General features: G+C 70.3%; 9 protein-coding genes and 3 pseudogenes. 7 read left to right on the top strand and 5 right to left on the bottom strand.

All coding sequences use genetic code 11. From position 1 onward, the window contains the following. Nucleotides 1-104: 104 nt before the first annotated feature. Nucleotides 105-2,606: an amino acid adenylation domain-containing protein gene (locus HYE82_RS11820; protein WP_179173949.1), complete on the bottom strand. Its 2,502-nt coding sequence runs from the start codon at nt 2,604-2,606 to the stop codon at nt 105-107. Between the two features lie 43 nt (nt 2,607-2,649). Next, on the bottom strand, nt 2,650-5,286 hold the full coding sequence (locus HYE82_RS11815) for a Pls/PosA family non-ribosomal peptide synthetase (RefSeq protein WP_256987098.1): 2,637 nt from the start codon (nt 5,284-5,286) through the stop codon (nt 2,650-2,652). A 450-nt stretch (nt 5,287-5,736) separates the two neighbouring features. On the opposite strand from HYE82_RS11815, the gene sbnA reads away from it, so the two are divergent. Then, on the top strand, nt 5,737-6,720 hold the full coding sequence (gene sbnA, locus HYE82_RS11810; RefSeq protein WP_179173947.1) for a 2,3-diaminopropionate biosynthesis protein SbnA: 984 nt from the start codon (nt 5,737-5,739) through the stop codon (nt 6,718-6,720). 30 nt (nt 6,721-6,750) lie between these two features. On the opposite strand, the gene HYE82_RS11805 is transcribed toward sbnA, so the two are convergent. Both HYE82_RS11805 and HYE82_RS37940 read right to left on the bottom strand, forming a co-directional pair. Continuing rightward, nucleotides 6,751-7,503, bottom strand: a complete 753-nt coding sequence (locus tag HYE82_RS11805) for a 4'-phosphopantetheinyl transferase superfamily protein (protein ID WP_179173946.1) — start codon at nt 7,501-7,503, stop codon at nt 6,751-6,753. A 707-nt stretch (nt 7,504-8,210) separates the two neighbouring features. Beyond that, nucleotides 8,211-8,379 (bottom strand): annotated as a pseudogene (locus tag HYE82_RS37940) (transposase); the annotation flags it as partial. 542 nt (nt 8,380-8,921) lie between these two features. On the opposite strand from HYE82_RS37940, the gene HYE82_RS11800 reads away from it, so the two are divergent. Further along, nucleotides 8,922-9,140 carry a hypothetical protein gene (locus HYE82_RS11800; protein WP_179173945.1) on the top strand — a complete coding sequence of 73 codons (219 nt, stop codon included), beginning with the start codon at nt 8,922-8,924 and terminating at the stop codon, nt 9,138-9,140. Between the two features lie 253 nt (nt 9,141-9,393). Here HYE82_RS11800 and HYE82_RS11795 read toward each other — a convergent pair. Next, a pseudogene (locus HYE82_RS11795) lies at nt 9,394-9,686 on the bottom strand (glutathione-dependent formaldehyde dehydrogenase); the annotation flags it as partial. A gap of 2 nt (nt 9,687-9,688) precedes the next feature. Here HYE82_RS11795 and HYE82_RS37935 point away from each other — a divergent pair. From HYE82_RS37935 to HYE82_RS11775, 5 genes and pseudogenes are all read left to right on the top strand, one after another. Then, nucleotides 9,689-10,049 (top strand): annotated as a pseudogene (locus HYE82_RS37935) (ABC transporter ATP-binding protein); the annotation flags it as partial. A gap of 132 nt (nt 10,050-10,181) precedes the next feature. After that, the gene (locus tag HYE82_RS11790; protein ID WP_179173944.1) at nt 10,182-11,231 is read left to right on the top strand and encodes a permease; all 1,050 of its coding nucleotides are present in this window, start codon (nt 10,182-10,184) and stop codon (nt 11,229-11,231) included. Next, nucleotides 11,228-12,013 (top strand): TIGR03943 family protein, encoded by a 786-nt coding sequence (locus tag HYE82_RS11785; protein WP_179173943.1) that lies wholly within the window; start codon nt 11,228-11,230, stop codon nt 12,011-12,013. The genes HYE82_RS11790 and HYE82_RS11785 overlap by 4 nt, the downstream gene beginning before the upstream one ends. A gap of 873 nt (nt 12,014-12,886) precedes the next feature. Beyond that, nucleotides 12,887-13,381, top strand: a complete 495-nt coding sequence (locus HYE82_RS11780) for a hypothetical protein (protein WP_306439568.1) — start codon at nt 12,887-12,889, stop codon at nt 13,379-13,381. Nucleotides 13,382-13,525: 144 nt separating this feature from the next. Beyond that, entirely contained in the window at nt 13,526-14,557 is a 1,032-nt protein-coding gene (locus HYE82_RS11775) for a helix-turn-helix transcriptional regulator (RefSeq protein WP_179173941.1), read from the top strand. Nucleotides 14,558-14,655 lie beyond the last annotated feature (98 nt).

The raw sequence follows: 14,655 nt of genomic DNA, 5'->3' as shown, positions 1-14,655 counted from the left end.
GATCGGGGCGGGGGTGGTGAACGACATGGTCTTCGTCCTTTCGGTGAGGGGAGGCAAGAGAGGCTGGCCGGTCGTCGAAGGGAGGCCGGACGTGCGGTGGGGAATCACGGGGACGGGTCGTCCAGGAATCGGGCCAGATCGTGGAGAACGGGGTGGCGGGTGACGTCTGCCGGGGACACGGTGCGGTCCAGGGCGATGGCGAGTTTCACGGCTGACAGGGAGGTGCCGCCCCGGTCGAAGAAGTTGTCGCGCCGGTCGATCCCGTCCTGCGGAATGCTGAGCACGCTCGTCCACGCGGCCGCCAGCTGTCGTTCGGCGGGCGTACCGGGCACCTGGATCTCGTCCTCGGCTGCGTGGAGCTGCGAGGCCAGGGCTGCCAGAACCTTTCGGTCGATCTTGCTGTTGGGGGTCAGCGGGAGACCCTCCAGCCAGTGGACGGCCGAGGGGATCATGTAGCTGGGCAATGACGCGCCCAGCCGGTCCAGCAGGATGTCCGTTTCGAGGGGGTGCGGGGCGGTGTAGAAGGCCACCAGGTGAGTGCTGTGGTCGGGCCGTTCGGCGACCACCACGGCGCTGTCCCGCACCCCTGGCACACGGAGCAGGGTGTTCTCGATCTCGCCGGTTTCGATACGGAACCCGCGGATCTTCACCTGGTTGTCGCGACGGCCGAGGAATTCCAGCTTGCCGTCGGGCCGCCAGCGGCCGAGGTCGGCGCTGAGATACAGGCGCATGCCCTCACGGTGGGGATCGGCAAGATAGGTGGGCCGGGTGCGCTCGGGGTCGTTGACGTAGCCGCGGCCGACGCACACCCCCGAGAAGGCGATCGCTCCGGGCGCGCCGAGCGGCACCGGATTGAGGTGCTCGTCGACGACATAAAGGTGGACGTTGTTCACAGGTCGTCCGAGTGGGACGCGGTCGGCTTCCGGTGCACGGTCCATGACCTCGTGGTTGGTGTCGTCGCTGGTCTCCGTCAGCCCGTAGGCGTTGACGAGCTTGGTGCGGGGCTGGACGGCGAACCAGCGCTGGGCGAGTTCCTTCTTCAGCGGCTCGCCCGTGACCGACACGTAGCGCAGGTCCGGCAGCGTCCGGGGGTGCTGCTCGAGATGCGACACGACGACATCCAGGTAGGAGGGGACGACCTGCAGCACGCTGACCCGTCCGCGGGCAACGGTGTCGACGAACCGTCGGGCGTCGAGGATCGCTTCCTGCTCGATCAGCAGGGTGCGACCGCCGACCAGCAGCGCGGCGAGCAGTTGCCACAGCGAGATGTCGAAGCACTGGGGCGCGGTCTGGGCAACCACCTGGCCTGCACCGATCCCGAGGTCGTCGATCTTGGCGTAGAGGTGGTTGAGCATGCCTTCGTGTTCGCACATGGCTCCCTTGGGCTCGCCCGTCGAGCCGGAGGTGAAGTAGATGTAGGCCAGTTGGTCGGGTGCGACGTCGATCCCGAGATCGGTGCCGCAGGGCTCCTGTTCGTAGGCGGTGTCCACGAACAGCTTCTGGACTGCGGGCCGGACTGCGAGAGCCTGCCCGAGGGTGGGGGCGGCGGTCGGCCGTGTCACCACGAGCCGGCATCCGGCACGGTCCAGCATGGACCCGATGCGTTCGGCGGGCAGGTGCGGCTCGACGGGCAGGTAGGTGCCTCCGGCTTTGAAGACGGCCAGGACCGCGGCCAGCCAGTCCAGGTCCCGCTCCATTGCCACCGCCACCACCGCTTCACGCTGCAGTCCTCGGGGGCGCAGGGCGCGGGCCAGGCGGTTGGAGCGGGCGTTGAGCTCCCGGTAGGTCCACTTCCGGTTGCCGAGTTGGGCGGCGACGGCGTCCGGGTGCTGCCGTACGCGCTGCTCGAACAGCTCGTGCACCCGGTGCTCGGGCAGGGCTCGGACCGGCCCGGCGAGGCCGTGAAGCTGGAAACGGAGCTCCTCTGCCGACAGCAGGCTCCGGCCTGTGTGATCGGCATCGGGGTCGGCAGCGATCAGCGCGAGCGCGGTGAGGTGGTAGCCGGCTATCCGGGCGGCGCAGTCCGCGTCGAGAACGTCGGTGCGGTAGCGCAGCCGCAGTATCAGCCGGTCGTCGCCGCGGGGCGAGATGCCCACCCACAGGACCGGCCGGGCGGCCGGCTCGTCATCGGTTGCAGGGAGGCAGGCATTGGTGCCGTGGGGATCGAGCACCGTCTCGAAGGGTGTTTCGGCCGGGCCGAGTTCACGCCGGAGACGGTCGAGGGGAAATTCCCGGTGTGCCTGCAGGTGAGCGACGGTGTCGCGGGTGCGGTACAGCAGGCTCTTCCATGAGCCGGAACCGGTCGTCAGCCGGCAGGGGAGTGGCCGGCCGCCGGCGGCGGCGACGTAACCGGTGGTGACCTCTCGTTCGTTGCTCAGCGCAGCCAGCACCTTCGCGTGCGCGGCCAACAGCACACAATCCAGCGGTACCGCCAGGTCGTCCGCCAGCCGTCGCACCGTTGCGGCCTGGTCGGATGGGACCGGTGCCTCGTAGTCGGCCACGCCCGCGACCGGTACCCGTGTCCATCGCGGGAGGAGCGGGGAGCCGCCGCCGGCGGCCAGGATCCCGTGCGAGAACTCTCTGCTGGTGGTTGCCTCGAATGCCATGGGGTCTCTCCTTCGTTGGTACTGCTGCTCATAGGGGCGGGCGTCAGGATCCGCCGAGCCGGTCGGGGTGGGTGGGCGCGGTTCCGGGTGCGGTTCCGGGTGCGGTGCCGGCCAGGTGTGCCGACGGCGTTGCGGGCAGCGTGGTGCCGACGGGCATCTGCCGGGCCGGGTTTCCGCCCCATTCGGCCCTTCGCGGGACCTGCTCGCCCTTCATCAGGAAGGAATCGCAGGCGAGGCCGACACCGTCCTTCAGTACGACGCCGTAGTGGACGAACGCGCCCACTCCGAGGGTGCAGCCGTCACCGATCGTGGTGCGGTCGGACTTGAAGGCGCCGTCCTCCTGCGAGTGGCACTGGACCACCGTGCCTGCGTTCAGCGTGCAGTCGTCCCCGATGGTGACGAGGGTGCGTTCCGGGAAGGCGCAGCCGTCGTCGAAGAGCCGCTTGCCGATCTGCGCTCCCAGCAACCGCCAGACGACGTTCTTGAACGGGGTTCCGTCGAAGACCCGCGTGTAGTCGAACGACGCCAGTTTCCAGAAGCGCTCGTGCCGCCAGAACGACGGCTCGTAGATCGAGCAGTACAGCGGGGCCTGGGGCTTGAATCCCGTGGCCGCCCGTTCGATCAGCGCGAAGAAGGCAACACTGAACAGGAGTGCCAGCACACCGGCCAGCATGATCGACGCAGCGCCCAGCGCAGGGTAGAGGGATTTGGCGCCCAGGACGACGAGGGTCACGGCGAAGACGTGGATCCACCGCGCCATCAGGTACAGCCCCGCTGTGGCAGCGTTGTGCCGGTTCTTGGCGGCCAGACGACGGCGCAGTTCGCTGCCGCTCTCCAGGTCCTGGAACCGGGTGTCGCGCATCACCGTGCGAGGGATGGCGAACGGGGGCGAGCCCAGCAGACCCGTGTTCTCCCGGAGTTCTCCGTCGACCGGGACCATCACCTTCGTCGCCAGCAGACAGTTGTCACCCGTCCTGGCCTGCGAGGGATAGGCGATGCGGTTGCCGAGGAAACTGCGGGCTCCGATCGCGACGGGGGACAGCCTGAAGGACGTGTTGGAGAATTCGGCATTGATGAGTGACAAGCCGTCGGCGACCATCGTCCCGCTGCCCACCGAGCTGAGGAACGGGCTGTCGTGCTTCACTTCGGTGCCGAAGTTCGAACCGGTCTGGGTGGCGCGGGACAGGTCGTAGCCGAGATGGCGCAGGTAGTGGACGATCGCGGAGCTGTCCCCGAACAGTGTTGTGAAGAACTTCCTGTTGGTCAGGAGTGCAATGGCCCTCTGCAGGCCGTAGTGGAAACCGTAGAGGGGATAGACCGTGCCCGGCTTGAGCGCCAGACGGAGCAGGCGCGGCACCACGCCCTGGATGATCAGTCCGGCGAGAGCGGCGCCGAAGAACAGCACGAAGGACACGGCCAGGGTCTTCAGATAGAAGATCCCGCTGGTGAACTCCGGTGCTCCGGACCCGGGCGGTGTGCTCAGCTGCGGCAGCTCGTTCAGCAGCACGGCGACACCGCCGGTGGCCAGCGGCAGATGCACGAGCAGCAGGGCGAGCAGCTGACCGATGGTGTAGCGGACCTTCCTGGCCGTGGAGCATTCGACGGCACCGACGGTACGGAAGTCCGTGCCGGTGGGTTCGGCCGGCGACCCGTGCCGGCGCTCACCGGCGGGGACGGACTGGCCGGCATGCAGGCTGGAGGCGTGCCCGAGCTGGGACCGGTCGCCCATCGATGTGTTGATGTCGAGGACCGTCTGTTCGCCGACGAGCACGCCCTTGCCGAGGGTGACCGAGCCGGTCTGGAGCAGACCCGCGTGCGCCCGGTAGCAGGAGAAGGACACATCCTTGCGGATCACCGCGCCATCACCGACCGTGAGCAGATCGGCACAGACGGGGACATGTTTGGAGAAGATCGCAACGTTGCGGCCGATACGTGCGCCCAGCGCCCTGAGGTATGCCACGTACAGCGGCGACCCGATGAACAGACGCGCAGGACTCATGCGGATCAAGGTCTTGACCAGCCACCAGCGCACGTAGCCCAGGCTCCAGACGGGGAACTCCCGGGGCGTGAAACGGCCGATGAGGATCCACTTGGCCGCGATCGGCGCCAGGCTCAGGCCGACGAGCATCATGCCGCCCGCCAGCACCGATCGCAGGTACCCATCGAGGACACCGCTGCCGGCGCCGACCCACTCGTAGCAGCGGACCGTGGCCAGGGCGGCGACGTAGGAGTAGCCGAGGAACGCCAGGAACTGCACCATGCCGCACAGCAGGTACTGCCCTGTGCCCGCCCGCGCCGCCCTCCTGCCCTCCGGAGGGGACGCGGGCTGGCGCACGGGCGGCGACGTCGGGACGGCCGAAGCGGCGGATGGCTGGACTGACTGCTGGACGGGCATGGGCGCAGCCGTGGGCGCGGCGGCGGTGAGCGCGGAGACGAGGCCGTTGACCGTGCGGTACCGGTAGACGTCCCTCATCGATACGGGCAGCAGGTCCGCCCGCTTCCTGATCCGGGCACAGAATCGCGCCATCACCATCGAATCAGCGCCCAGATCATCGAAGAAGTCACTGTCGCCCGACACGCGCTCCACACCCACGACCTCGGCCAGAACCTCGGCCAGGAGCCGTGCGGTCTCGGCCTCAGTGCCGCGAGTCCTCATCGGGTCACCGGTCGACAAAAACATGTGTAATCCACCTCCAAATGCGGGCATTCTGCTGCCGGATATCTTGCGGAATCGATTGTGCTTCGGGTATGTCGTTTCCGCCTCGAAATACCTCCGGCATTCAGGGCGGATTCACGATGCCACCCACCAGTAGATGCCGCCTGCGCATGTCCGTCACGCCACTGAATTTCGTAGCTTGACATCGCGCACCCGGAGCGGTAGGCGAGCGAAAGTTCCGGCCGTCGTCCAGCCCGGGAGGGGCGTCGTTCCCGCATCCGGCAGACGGATTCGCCCACTTGTCCGTGATCGTGGCCGACGTCAAGCCCCGACATCGAGTGGCATGACACAGCCGCGTCCAGCCCGCGTACTGGAGGGACTGCAAGGACGTCACATGAGGCGAGGTCCCTGTCCAAATCGCTGTCGCACGGGCAGAAGGCAGCAGGCGCCGTGATTGCATACCAGGAGGCCGCCGTGAAGGTCATATCAACCCCGCAGGAGTTCAATGAGGACGACCTCTACGTCGACCTCAAGGCGATCATCGGGCGCCGACTTTTCCTCAAATGTGAGGGATTCAATTTCGCCGGTTCCGTCAAGCTCAAAGCCGCGAGCGCCATGGTCGAGGCAGCCGAACGTGACGGCCTTCTCACCCCTGATTCGATCCTGGTCGAGTCATCGTCCGGCAACCTCGGAGTGGCCCTGAGCATGATCGCTGCCAGCAAGGGCTACCGGTTCGTGTGCGTGACCGACTCCCGCTGCAACCTGCCGACGCGGCTGCTCATGGAATCCCTCGGCAGCCAGATCGTCATCGTCACCGAGCCCTCCCGCACCGGCGGTCTGCTCGGCGCCCGCATCGACCGCGTCAGGGAGCTGTGCGCCTCCGACAGCAGATACGTATGGCTCAACCAGTACACCAACCCCCACAATCCGCTCGCCCACTACCGCTCCACCGCACCGGCCATCGCCCTCGCCTTTCCCGACCTCGATGTCCTCTTCGTCGGGGCGGGAACCACCGGGACCCTCATGGGGTGCGCCAGGTACTTCCGCACGTGGCGCCGCCCGGTCCGTATCGTCGCGGTCGATGCCGACGGCTCCGCCACCTTCGGGCACACCCCCGGTCGTCGTATGATCCCGGGCCTCGGCAGCGGCGTCCGGCCCCCACTCCTCGACACCTCGTACGTCGACGAGGTGGTACACGTCGGCGAAGCCGAGACCATTCGCACGTGCCACCGGATGGCCCGGCACGGTTTCGTCTTCGGCGGGTCCACCGGCACGGTCGTCAGCGGCGCCGCCCGATGGCTGGCCCGGCAGGAACAGCAGGTGACCGCGGTCGCCATCGCCCCAGACCTCGGCGAGCGCTACCTCGAAACCGTCTACCAGACCAACTGGGTGCAGGACCTCTACGGCGAGGAGGCACTCGAACCCCAGACGGTCACCGCCACCAGCCCGCCTGCCTGATCCGCGGGCCCGGGGCCATGCCTCCGGCGATCACTCCCGGCCGCGGCCGGCGTACCCGTCCGTCCCCGGAACGGCATTCTCGGCCTGAAGGGCGACGGCGGCGGCATAGCCGTCGTCCACGGCCACGTCCTCGATCGTCCAGCCCGGTACCTGCGCCACCTCCTCCGGTCCCGCACCGAGGTAGTCCAGTGCCATGGAGCGCCCCAGCCCCACCCCCAGCCCCTTCAGATATGCCTCCTTGCGCGCCCATACACGGGCGAAGTGGGCAGGCCGGTGCTCCGCGCGAAGCCTGCTGAGCTCCGCCGTCTCCTGCGGATGAAGAGCCCCTCCGACGTCCTCCGCCACCTCGAGGGCCGGCACCACCTCGATGTCCACCCCCACCGATGCCGGCGCGAAAGCGAGCAGGCACAGGCCGCCGCTGTGGGACAGCGAGAAGTGCAACGGGCTGTCGCGCACCACAGGACGCCCGTGCGGCTGCCCGCACAACGGACACGGCAGCCGCCCGAGCGGCACATCCACCGGCGGAACACCCAGGTACGCGCTCAGCAGCAGGCGCAGCCCCACATGCCCGGCCAGATACGTGTCCCTGTCCCCGGCCACCCGGAGGGCCGCCGCACGCTCCTTCTCCGCCCCGTCCAGCACCGCATCGGCCAGACGGGCCGCCACCGCCCTGAACGCTTCCGTCCGAACCAGCCACAGCGCTGGTTCCCCCACCGTCCCGGGCAGCTGTTCCCACACTCCGTCCGTCAGCTCAACCGGCCCTCGCACCACACCTGCCGCCATCCATAAAGCATACGAAAGCGGCACAAGAGGGACGTTGGTGTCGGCAGGCGTGCTGCGGACAGCCGGTGTGGGCGGACGGCGTGGGCGGACGGCGGGAACCAGGGCGGCTACGACGACGAGGGCGGGCATGCCCACCAGGCAGACGGCGGACGGCCACCCTGATGGGGCCCGCCGGCTGGTGCCGGTGGACGGACCCGCGCCGTCGCTCATCACGGACTGCCCGCCGGGCGGACGCGGGCCTCAGCTTGACGTTTAACGTGCTGTCTGAACTCGTTCAGTACGAGTTGTCGAGTTGGTCTACGAGGAATCGAAGCTCGCGAGCTCGGCGCCGGGACATGCCGTGTATCACGGCATCCAGGAACTCCCGTGCTTCGAAGGGGCTGCCGCAGCATTCCCACACACCGCAGCCGCCGTCTTCGTACTCACTCCAAAGGTTGCGGTACGGGTCCCGCACGAACCCTCGCCAAATCCTCACGGACTCGGCCGTGATGCCAGGCCACAGGTAGTTCCGGCTTCTCTCGACCCTGGAAACTTCGGCAAGGGCGGGCGGGGACAGGCCAGCAATAGGGGGTTGATAGGTGAGCCGGTGCCGCGGCCACTGCTCGGCGCGTACACGCCCGGGCCGTCTACGCGGCATGGGCCTTTCTGTAGAACGTCATGGGGTGATCCTGCCAGAGACGGTTGCGCCGTGGCACCTGACTTGCAGCTCAGTCCGTTCGTCGCGGCTTCGTCCCCTTCTTGTGGTGTGCGGGGCGGCTGTATGCCTCGCCCGTGGCGAAGACTCGTCCGACGTCGTAGCGAGTGGCGGTCTGCCGATTCTTCGAGCCGCGTGGCCGGCCGGGGCCGGGCCGGGTGGGTTTCGGCGCACGGGCAGCATCGCGCCAGCGGGCGGCGCTGTCGGCCCCGGCGGCGACGGCGCCCTCCCCGTCCAGTGCGCCTTCGTCACCGCCCGCTCCGTCGAGTACGACGCGCTGCCGGTCTCCGGCTACCAGCGGCGGACGCGATCGGCGCCCGCGACGCCAAGGCCGCGGTTCCACAGGCGGACGGCGCCGACCTGCGGATGGTGCGCCTGCTCAGCGAGGCGTACCGGCACTGCGAAGCCGTGGCTGGTTGGAACGGCGCCGAACGGCTCCTGGCGGTCGCGGGCGTCCCCGCCGCCGCAGAGGGCGTAGAACCGCGCACGGACGGCCCCGCGGCCTTCGGCCGACTCGCCGGCCCACCGTGTCCGGGACCGCTTCGGTGCCGCGTGAGGCCGGACCTGCCCCGGACCGGCCCGGCCGGGCTTTCACGGCGGCTGCAGGAACAGCGCTGGGCCCAGCTGAGGATTCACCCGGTTGGAGTAAGCGCACGTGCTCATGGATGCGTCGCGTAGTCATCCTGGAAAGACCCGAACGGGTTAACCCCGAGAGGAGCAAGCCATGCGCGTTCGACGACTGCTCGGCCTGGCCCTCGCCACTTTGGCCTTCGCAGGGATGAGCGTCACCGCGTCCTCCGCGGCCACGGCGGCCGCACCCCAGGTGTCCTGGGCGGACTGCAAGTACGGCGGCGGTTCCCCCGTGAAACACAGCAGCGGCTACTGGTACTGCCAAGGTGGCACGTACAACGGCCAGCGCGTCTACGGCAGCGCCGGCTACTGAGCACGCACGCCCCCGGGTCGTCGGCATCACCGCCGACCTGGGGCGCGCGTCGTCAGCAGCCGCTTGACGCCGGGCGCGCCCGGGCGCGGGCCGGGGAGCGCCGCCGGTGTCGGCGCGGTCGGGGGCTCGGTGGCGGCTGGGTCGGTGGCGGCCAGGTCAGGATGCTCCTCGGGAGGCCTCCCACTACCGCATGGGCCGCTGGGCGCTTCGAGGCGTGCCGCGGCCGCGGCCTCGGCCTCGGCCGCGCGGGGCAGGGGCGGAAGAGGACCTTGACGGTGTTCTCGCGCTTCTTCTGGAAGTCCGCGTACGTGTCGGGGGCCTCGTCCAAGGGGAGGTGGTGGGTGGCGAACCCTTCGACGCCGAGGGGATCGCCGTCGGTCGACAGCGGCATCAGGCCGTCGATCCAGCGCCGGACGTTGGCCTTGTCGAACATGGTCAGCAGCGGCATCGGGTCGGCCGTTCCGTCGTTCTGCCGTACACGCCCGACAGGGAAACGGTGCCGCCGCGGCGGATGAGGTCGATGGCCAGGTACAGGGCCCCGAGCCGCGTACGACGGAACGGTGCTGCTCGACGGGGCCCGGACCCCGCTGCCACGCAGCCTGCGCACTCGCACCCGTACGGAGCCGGCCGCCGTACAGTACGCGTTCCAGGACCCAGAGCCGCCTTCGACGACCACCGCCCGGTACTCGACCAGGGTCGCCCGCATGGCGGTCCGGCTGCGCGGCGCCGACGGGGAGGCGGCCCGCATGGCCGCCGTACGGACCGGAGGAGCTGGGGCTGGCCAAGGACCCGGCCGAGCGCCGCCCCGGCGCGCTGTCCGGTGGTGGGCTCGAGCGAGCGGCCTTGGCCCGCCTGCTGGCGGATCCCGAGGCCCTGGTCTGCGACGGGATTACCTCGGCCCTCGAACCCTCGCCCCGGGACGTCAGGGGCAGATGAATATGATTGTCGTCGGCTAGTGTGTGCCCGCTTCCGCCGGGCCACCTCGGGCGGGCCGGGCGCGTTCCGCCGCGCCCCGGGGGAACGAAGACGGAGAGGTGCGGCGTGGTCGAGGGCTCGGCGCGAGCGGCGACGGCGCCGCCACCATGTCCTTTCGACCTGGATGGCGGTGGGAGCGACTCGAAGCGGCGGCGCCGGGCGGGGACCGGGGCGGTCGGCTCGGTCCTGGTCGGGGCCGTGGTGGTCGCGGTGCTTGCCGGACCGTGGGCGGAGCGACTGTCCGGGCTCGCGGCGTTCGGGGCGTGGCGCACGCTGCTGGTGGCCATCGTCGTGCAGGGCGTGCCGTTCCTGCTTCTGGGCACCGTCGTCTCGGCGGCCATCGGCGCGTTCATCCCCGCTCGGGTCTTCTCCAAGGTCCTGCCTCGCAACCCCGTCCTCGCTGTGCCGGTGGCCGGCGCCGCCGGAGTGGTGCTGCCGGGGTGCGAGTGCGCCTCGGTGCCGGTCGCGGGCAGTCTGATGCGCCGGGGCGTGGCTCCCGCCGCGGCCCTGACGTTCCTGCTCGCCGCGCCCGCCGTGAACCCGGTGGTGCTCGTCTCGACGGCGATCGCGTTCCCCGGCAAGCCGGAGATGGTGGCAGCGCGGTTTGGTGCCTCGCTCGTCACCTCTGTCGTCATGGGATGGCTGTGGATCCGGTGGGGGCGTGAGGAGTGGCTGCGGCTGCCGGCGCGGCACGCGCAGCACGCGCCCGGCGGGGGCCGGCTGGAGGCCTTCCGGCGCGGGCTGCAGCACGACTTCCTGCAGGCGGGCGGCTTCCTGGTGATCGGCGCCATGGCCGCCGCAACCTTCAACGTCCTCGTACCGCCGTCCGTCCTGGAAGCCTTCTCCGAGTCTCCGTGGCTGGGCATCCTCGTGGCAGCGGCGCTCGCGGTCCTCCTCTCGGTGTGCTCGGAGGCGGACGCGTTCGTGGCGGCCTCGCTCACCGGCTTCTCGCCCACCGCCCGCCTCGCCTTCATGGTGGTGGGCCCGATGGTCGACATGAAACTGATCGCCCTGCAGTCGGGGGCCTTCGGGCGGGCGTTCGCGGTGCGGTTCTGCGCCGCCACGTTCGTCGTGGCGATCTTGTGCTGCGTACTTGTCGGAGGTGTACTCCTGTGACCGGACGACCAGCCGCCGACGTGGAACACGAGCGCCTGCTGAGCGGACTCGGTTCGCCCCTGCTGCTGGTGCTGACCGGCGTGGGCCTGCTCCACATCACCGTGCCCAGCGACGTCTACCTCCGGTACGTGAAGGAAGGGATGTGGCCGTACCTCGTCGTGTCCGGGGTCTTGCTGGTCGCCCTGGGCTTCGCGGGCCTGGGAGTCGAGCTGGTGCGCCGCCTGCGGGAGACGACGGGCGACGACCTGGAAGGGTGCGACCACCACGCGTACGGACACGGGGGTGCCAAGCACGTCGCCTGGCTCCTTGCCGCACCCGCCCTCACCCTGATGTTCGTCGCCCCGCCGGCGCTGGGCTCGTACACGGCCTCCCGGAACGGGGCCGCGTCCGGCGTCGAGCAGACCGGCTACGAGGATCTGGCGGACGCGCCGGTCACCCCCATGGCCCTGGAGGAGTTCATCGGACGCTCCGCGCACGCGCCGAAGACCCTGGACGGCCGCGAGGTCCGGCTGCTGGGGTTTGCCTCCGCCGGTAAGAGCGCGGACACCTGGTACCTCAATCGCCTGAAGCTCAGCTGCTGCGCGGCCGACGCGCGGATCCTGCGCGTGGAGATGCACGGGGTGAAGGCGCCCGGCAACGACACCTGGGTCGAGGTCACGGGCGTCGTGACCGCCAAGCACGTCCCCGTCGAGAACCCCGTCCCGACCATGCAGGTCGGGTCCCTGAAGCCCGTCGCCCCACCACGCAACCCCTACCACGACGCACCGCCCACGGACGGCTGAGTTCTCGATCACACCACCCAGACCCTGCCCGCGTTGCTCGCCTGACCGACCGTCGCCTGCACCAGCGAGGGTCGTCGGGCAGCCGCACCCTGAGGCGCTCTTGGCCTCCGAGAATTCCGGGGCAGGGCCGGTGGAGTGCCCGGCAGGGGTGCAGGAGGCGTTGACCTCTTGGCCTGCCTTCGTGCGCGGATGATGGCTGAAGAGCACCTGACAGAAAGCCTGGTCGTAGCCATATACCCTTCCTGGCTGGCTCGTTGAGCGAGTCATGGGGAAGGGGAACGGTCCTCCGTGGACGGTGCCGGATGACCTGTGGGGGCGGATCAAGCCGTTGCTGCCGGTCAGGCAGCGGCGTCCGCGCCATCCCGGCCGGCTGCCACTGGACGACCGTGGTTGCCTGCGGGGTGTGAGCCGTCCGGACGTCACGCGTCGGAGTGGTCACCCACGACGCCGAAGGCGGCACCTCCACCCGATGCTGCTGGCCCGCTCCCGGCCCTCCGTCCGCTCTCTGGAGCGCTACGCCCGCCCCGGCGTCGACCGTCGCCCGGCACCTTGCCGAACGCGACCCTCGCCGTCCGCCGCCCGAGCCGATATCGGTTTCTCCCGGCGATGCCGAGCGAGCAGCCCCTCAAGATCAACTGCTGGCGGGGTTGGCGCTTGTCTCGGCGATACCCCCACAACGCCCGGCACGGGCGCACCGGCCCGATGACACCGGCCGCGCCTCGTATGGGCAGCCGCGCAAGGGGGTACTCAGGGGGAGTGGGATGTGAACGGCTGACGTTCGATGGCTGGATCGCAGCCGTCGGAACGGGGTCCGGCACGCGCGTCGTCGTCGGCCACTGGCCCCGTTCGCCCTTGGGGCCGTTCAGTGACGTGATGCTGGAGTGCCGTGACGGCCACCGCATGCTGCTGGCGCCCACCACCCGGACCGCCGAGTACATCGCGGGCGTCTATCACTTCGACGAGGTCCGCACGGGGCCGGTGAGGGTGCACAGGAACGGCAGGGTGTGGGACATCGCGGCGGGACCCCTGGTCCTGTGCTTCCGTGTCGGCCGCCGCAGAGCCCTCGGCCTGGCGCTGCGGGCTGTCCCGCGGCCGCTGGCCCGGCAGCCGCTGTGGGCGGCCGTGGCGGACGTGCCCGCACGCCTGATGGCCGGCGTACGGACCCGGGGCAGCTCGCGGCCCGGATACCGGCAGTGGTACGCGGCCACCGACCTGTGGCCGATCATCGCCGCCGACGTGTCCTTCGACGAGGCCGACCTCGGCCCGCTCACCCCGGTCGTCCCGCCCGTGCGCTTCGGATTCGGATCGGCCCCCGCAACGCCGGCACTGGTGCGCGTGCTGTCCACCGTCGAACGTACCGGGGCGTGACCCGCGCTCTTCGTCCTCGGCCGCCTTCGATGCCGGCGGCCCGCTCGGACCGTGCGGCCGAGGACAGCCGACGGCCGCCGTGAAGGCCCGCCCTTGGGGCGGTCTCGCATACCCTCGAAGGGCCGCTGACACCTGGGGGAGCGCATGTCGGCCGATCGAACGGTGCGGCTGGGAGCCGTGGAGCAGATCAACGTCAGGGTGAGCCGCCATCCCGGGGCAACCCTCTTCTCCGTTCTCAAGGACGTCTTCGGAGGCCACGCCCACGCAGTGCCCCCCGCGTGGCGCGACGCCGTCCGGGGCGCCATCGGTCCGCGGGCGGCGGCTGTGGTCGGGCCCATGCTCGGCTCCCGCCACTGCTGGATCCCCGACCGGCTGGCCCTGGTGGACGATGTGGGTTCCCCGGACACCCGGACGCCGGCCGGGGAGCTGGAGGCGGTGGACCCCGACCTGGTGGCGTCCGAGGTGGCCGCGTTCCACCGGGCCTCGCCGCCTCCGGGCTGGCGGGGCCTGCTGGACGACCCTCCCGGGTTCCTCGCCGCGTACCGTGAACTCGTCGGATCAGCCTGGGAGGCCTTCGCCCCCGTGTGGCGGCGGGCGGACGCGCTCATCGGCCGGGAGACGGAGCGGATCGGCATCGCTGCGGTCACCGGTGGGCTCGACGGGCTGCTGGCCGGTCTGGACGGCGAGGTCCGCTACGCGGACGGCAGGTTACGCCTGCCCCACCCTTGCCCCGGTCACCTCACCGACCTCAGTCGGCGGCCCCTCGTCCTGGTGCCGCTGGCCTCCGGTCACAGAGCCAGCATGTACGGGGCCGATCGCGACGACGTCCTCTGGATCGGCTATCCGGTGCCGGGGCTGGGCAATATCACCGGGCGCCGCGACAGGCACGACGGCCCGGCCCCGGCCGACGGGCTGTCGCTCGTTCTGGGGCCGGTGCGCGCGGAGATCCTGCGCCACCTGCCCAACGCACCGACGGTCAGCGGCCTCGCCGGCCACCTCCACATCGGTGTCAGCACCGCGACCTACCACTGCCGGCACCTGGCGGCGGCCGGACTGCTGCGCCGCGAACGCCACGGCAGGGAGGTGCGGCTGCTGCCGACCGAGCGCGGCACGGCCCTGACCTTGCTCCTCGCCGCACCTCACCCCCCGGCAGACCGGGGATCCGGCCGCCTCTGAGGCCGGCATGTGCCCTCCGGACCCCCGCACCACACGGCCTGTGAGCCCGGCGAGCGGAGGCCGCCCGCATGAAGGACGATCGCGCTCGGGACGGGCGG

The sequence above is a fragment of the Streptomyces sp. BR123 genome, assembly GCF_013401435.1.
GTDB lineage: Bacteria > Actinomycetota > Actinomycetes > Streptomycetales > Streptomycetaceae > Streptomyces.
The sequence above is the reverse complement of the archived record's forward strand: the minus strand, read 5'-3'. Positions and strand labels throughout refer to the sequence as shown.

Coding starts and splice junctions, on each gene's coding strand:
- HYE82_RS11775 (WP_179173941.1), top strand. CDS start 13,526: ATGTCGGCCGATCGAACGGTGCGGCTGGGAGCCGTGGAGCAGATCAAC.
- HYE82_RS11800 (WP_179173945.1), top strand. CDS start 8,922: ATGCGCGTTCGACGACTGCTCGGCCTGGCCCTCGCCACTTTGGCCTTC.
- HYE82_RS11820 (WP_179173949.1), bottom strand. CDS start 2,606: ATGGCATTCGAGGCAACCACCAGCAGAGAGTTCTCGCACGGGATCCTG.
- HYE82_RS11805 (WP_179173946.1), bottom strand. CDS start 7,503: ATGGCGGCAGGTGTGGTGCGAGGGCCGGTTGAGCTGACGGACGGAGTG.
- HYE82_RS11815 (WP_256987098.1), bottom strand. CDS start 5,286: ATGTTTTTGTCGACCGGTGACCCGATGAGGACTCGCGGCACTGAGGCC.
- HYE82_RS11780 (WP_306439568.1), top strand. CDS start 12,887: ATGCTGGAGTGCCGTGACGGCCACCGCATGCTGCTGGCGCCCACCACC.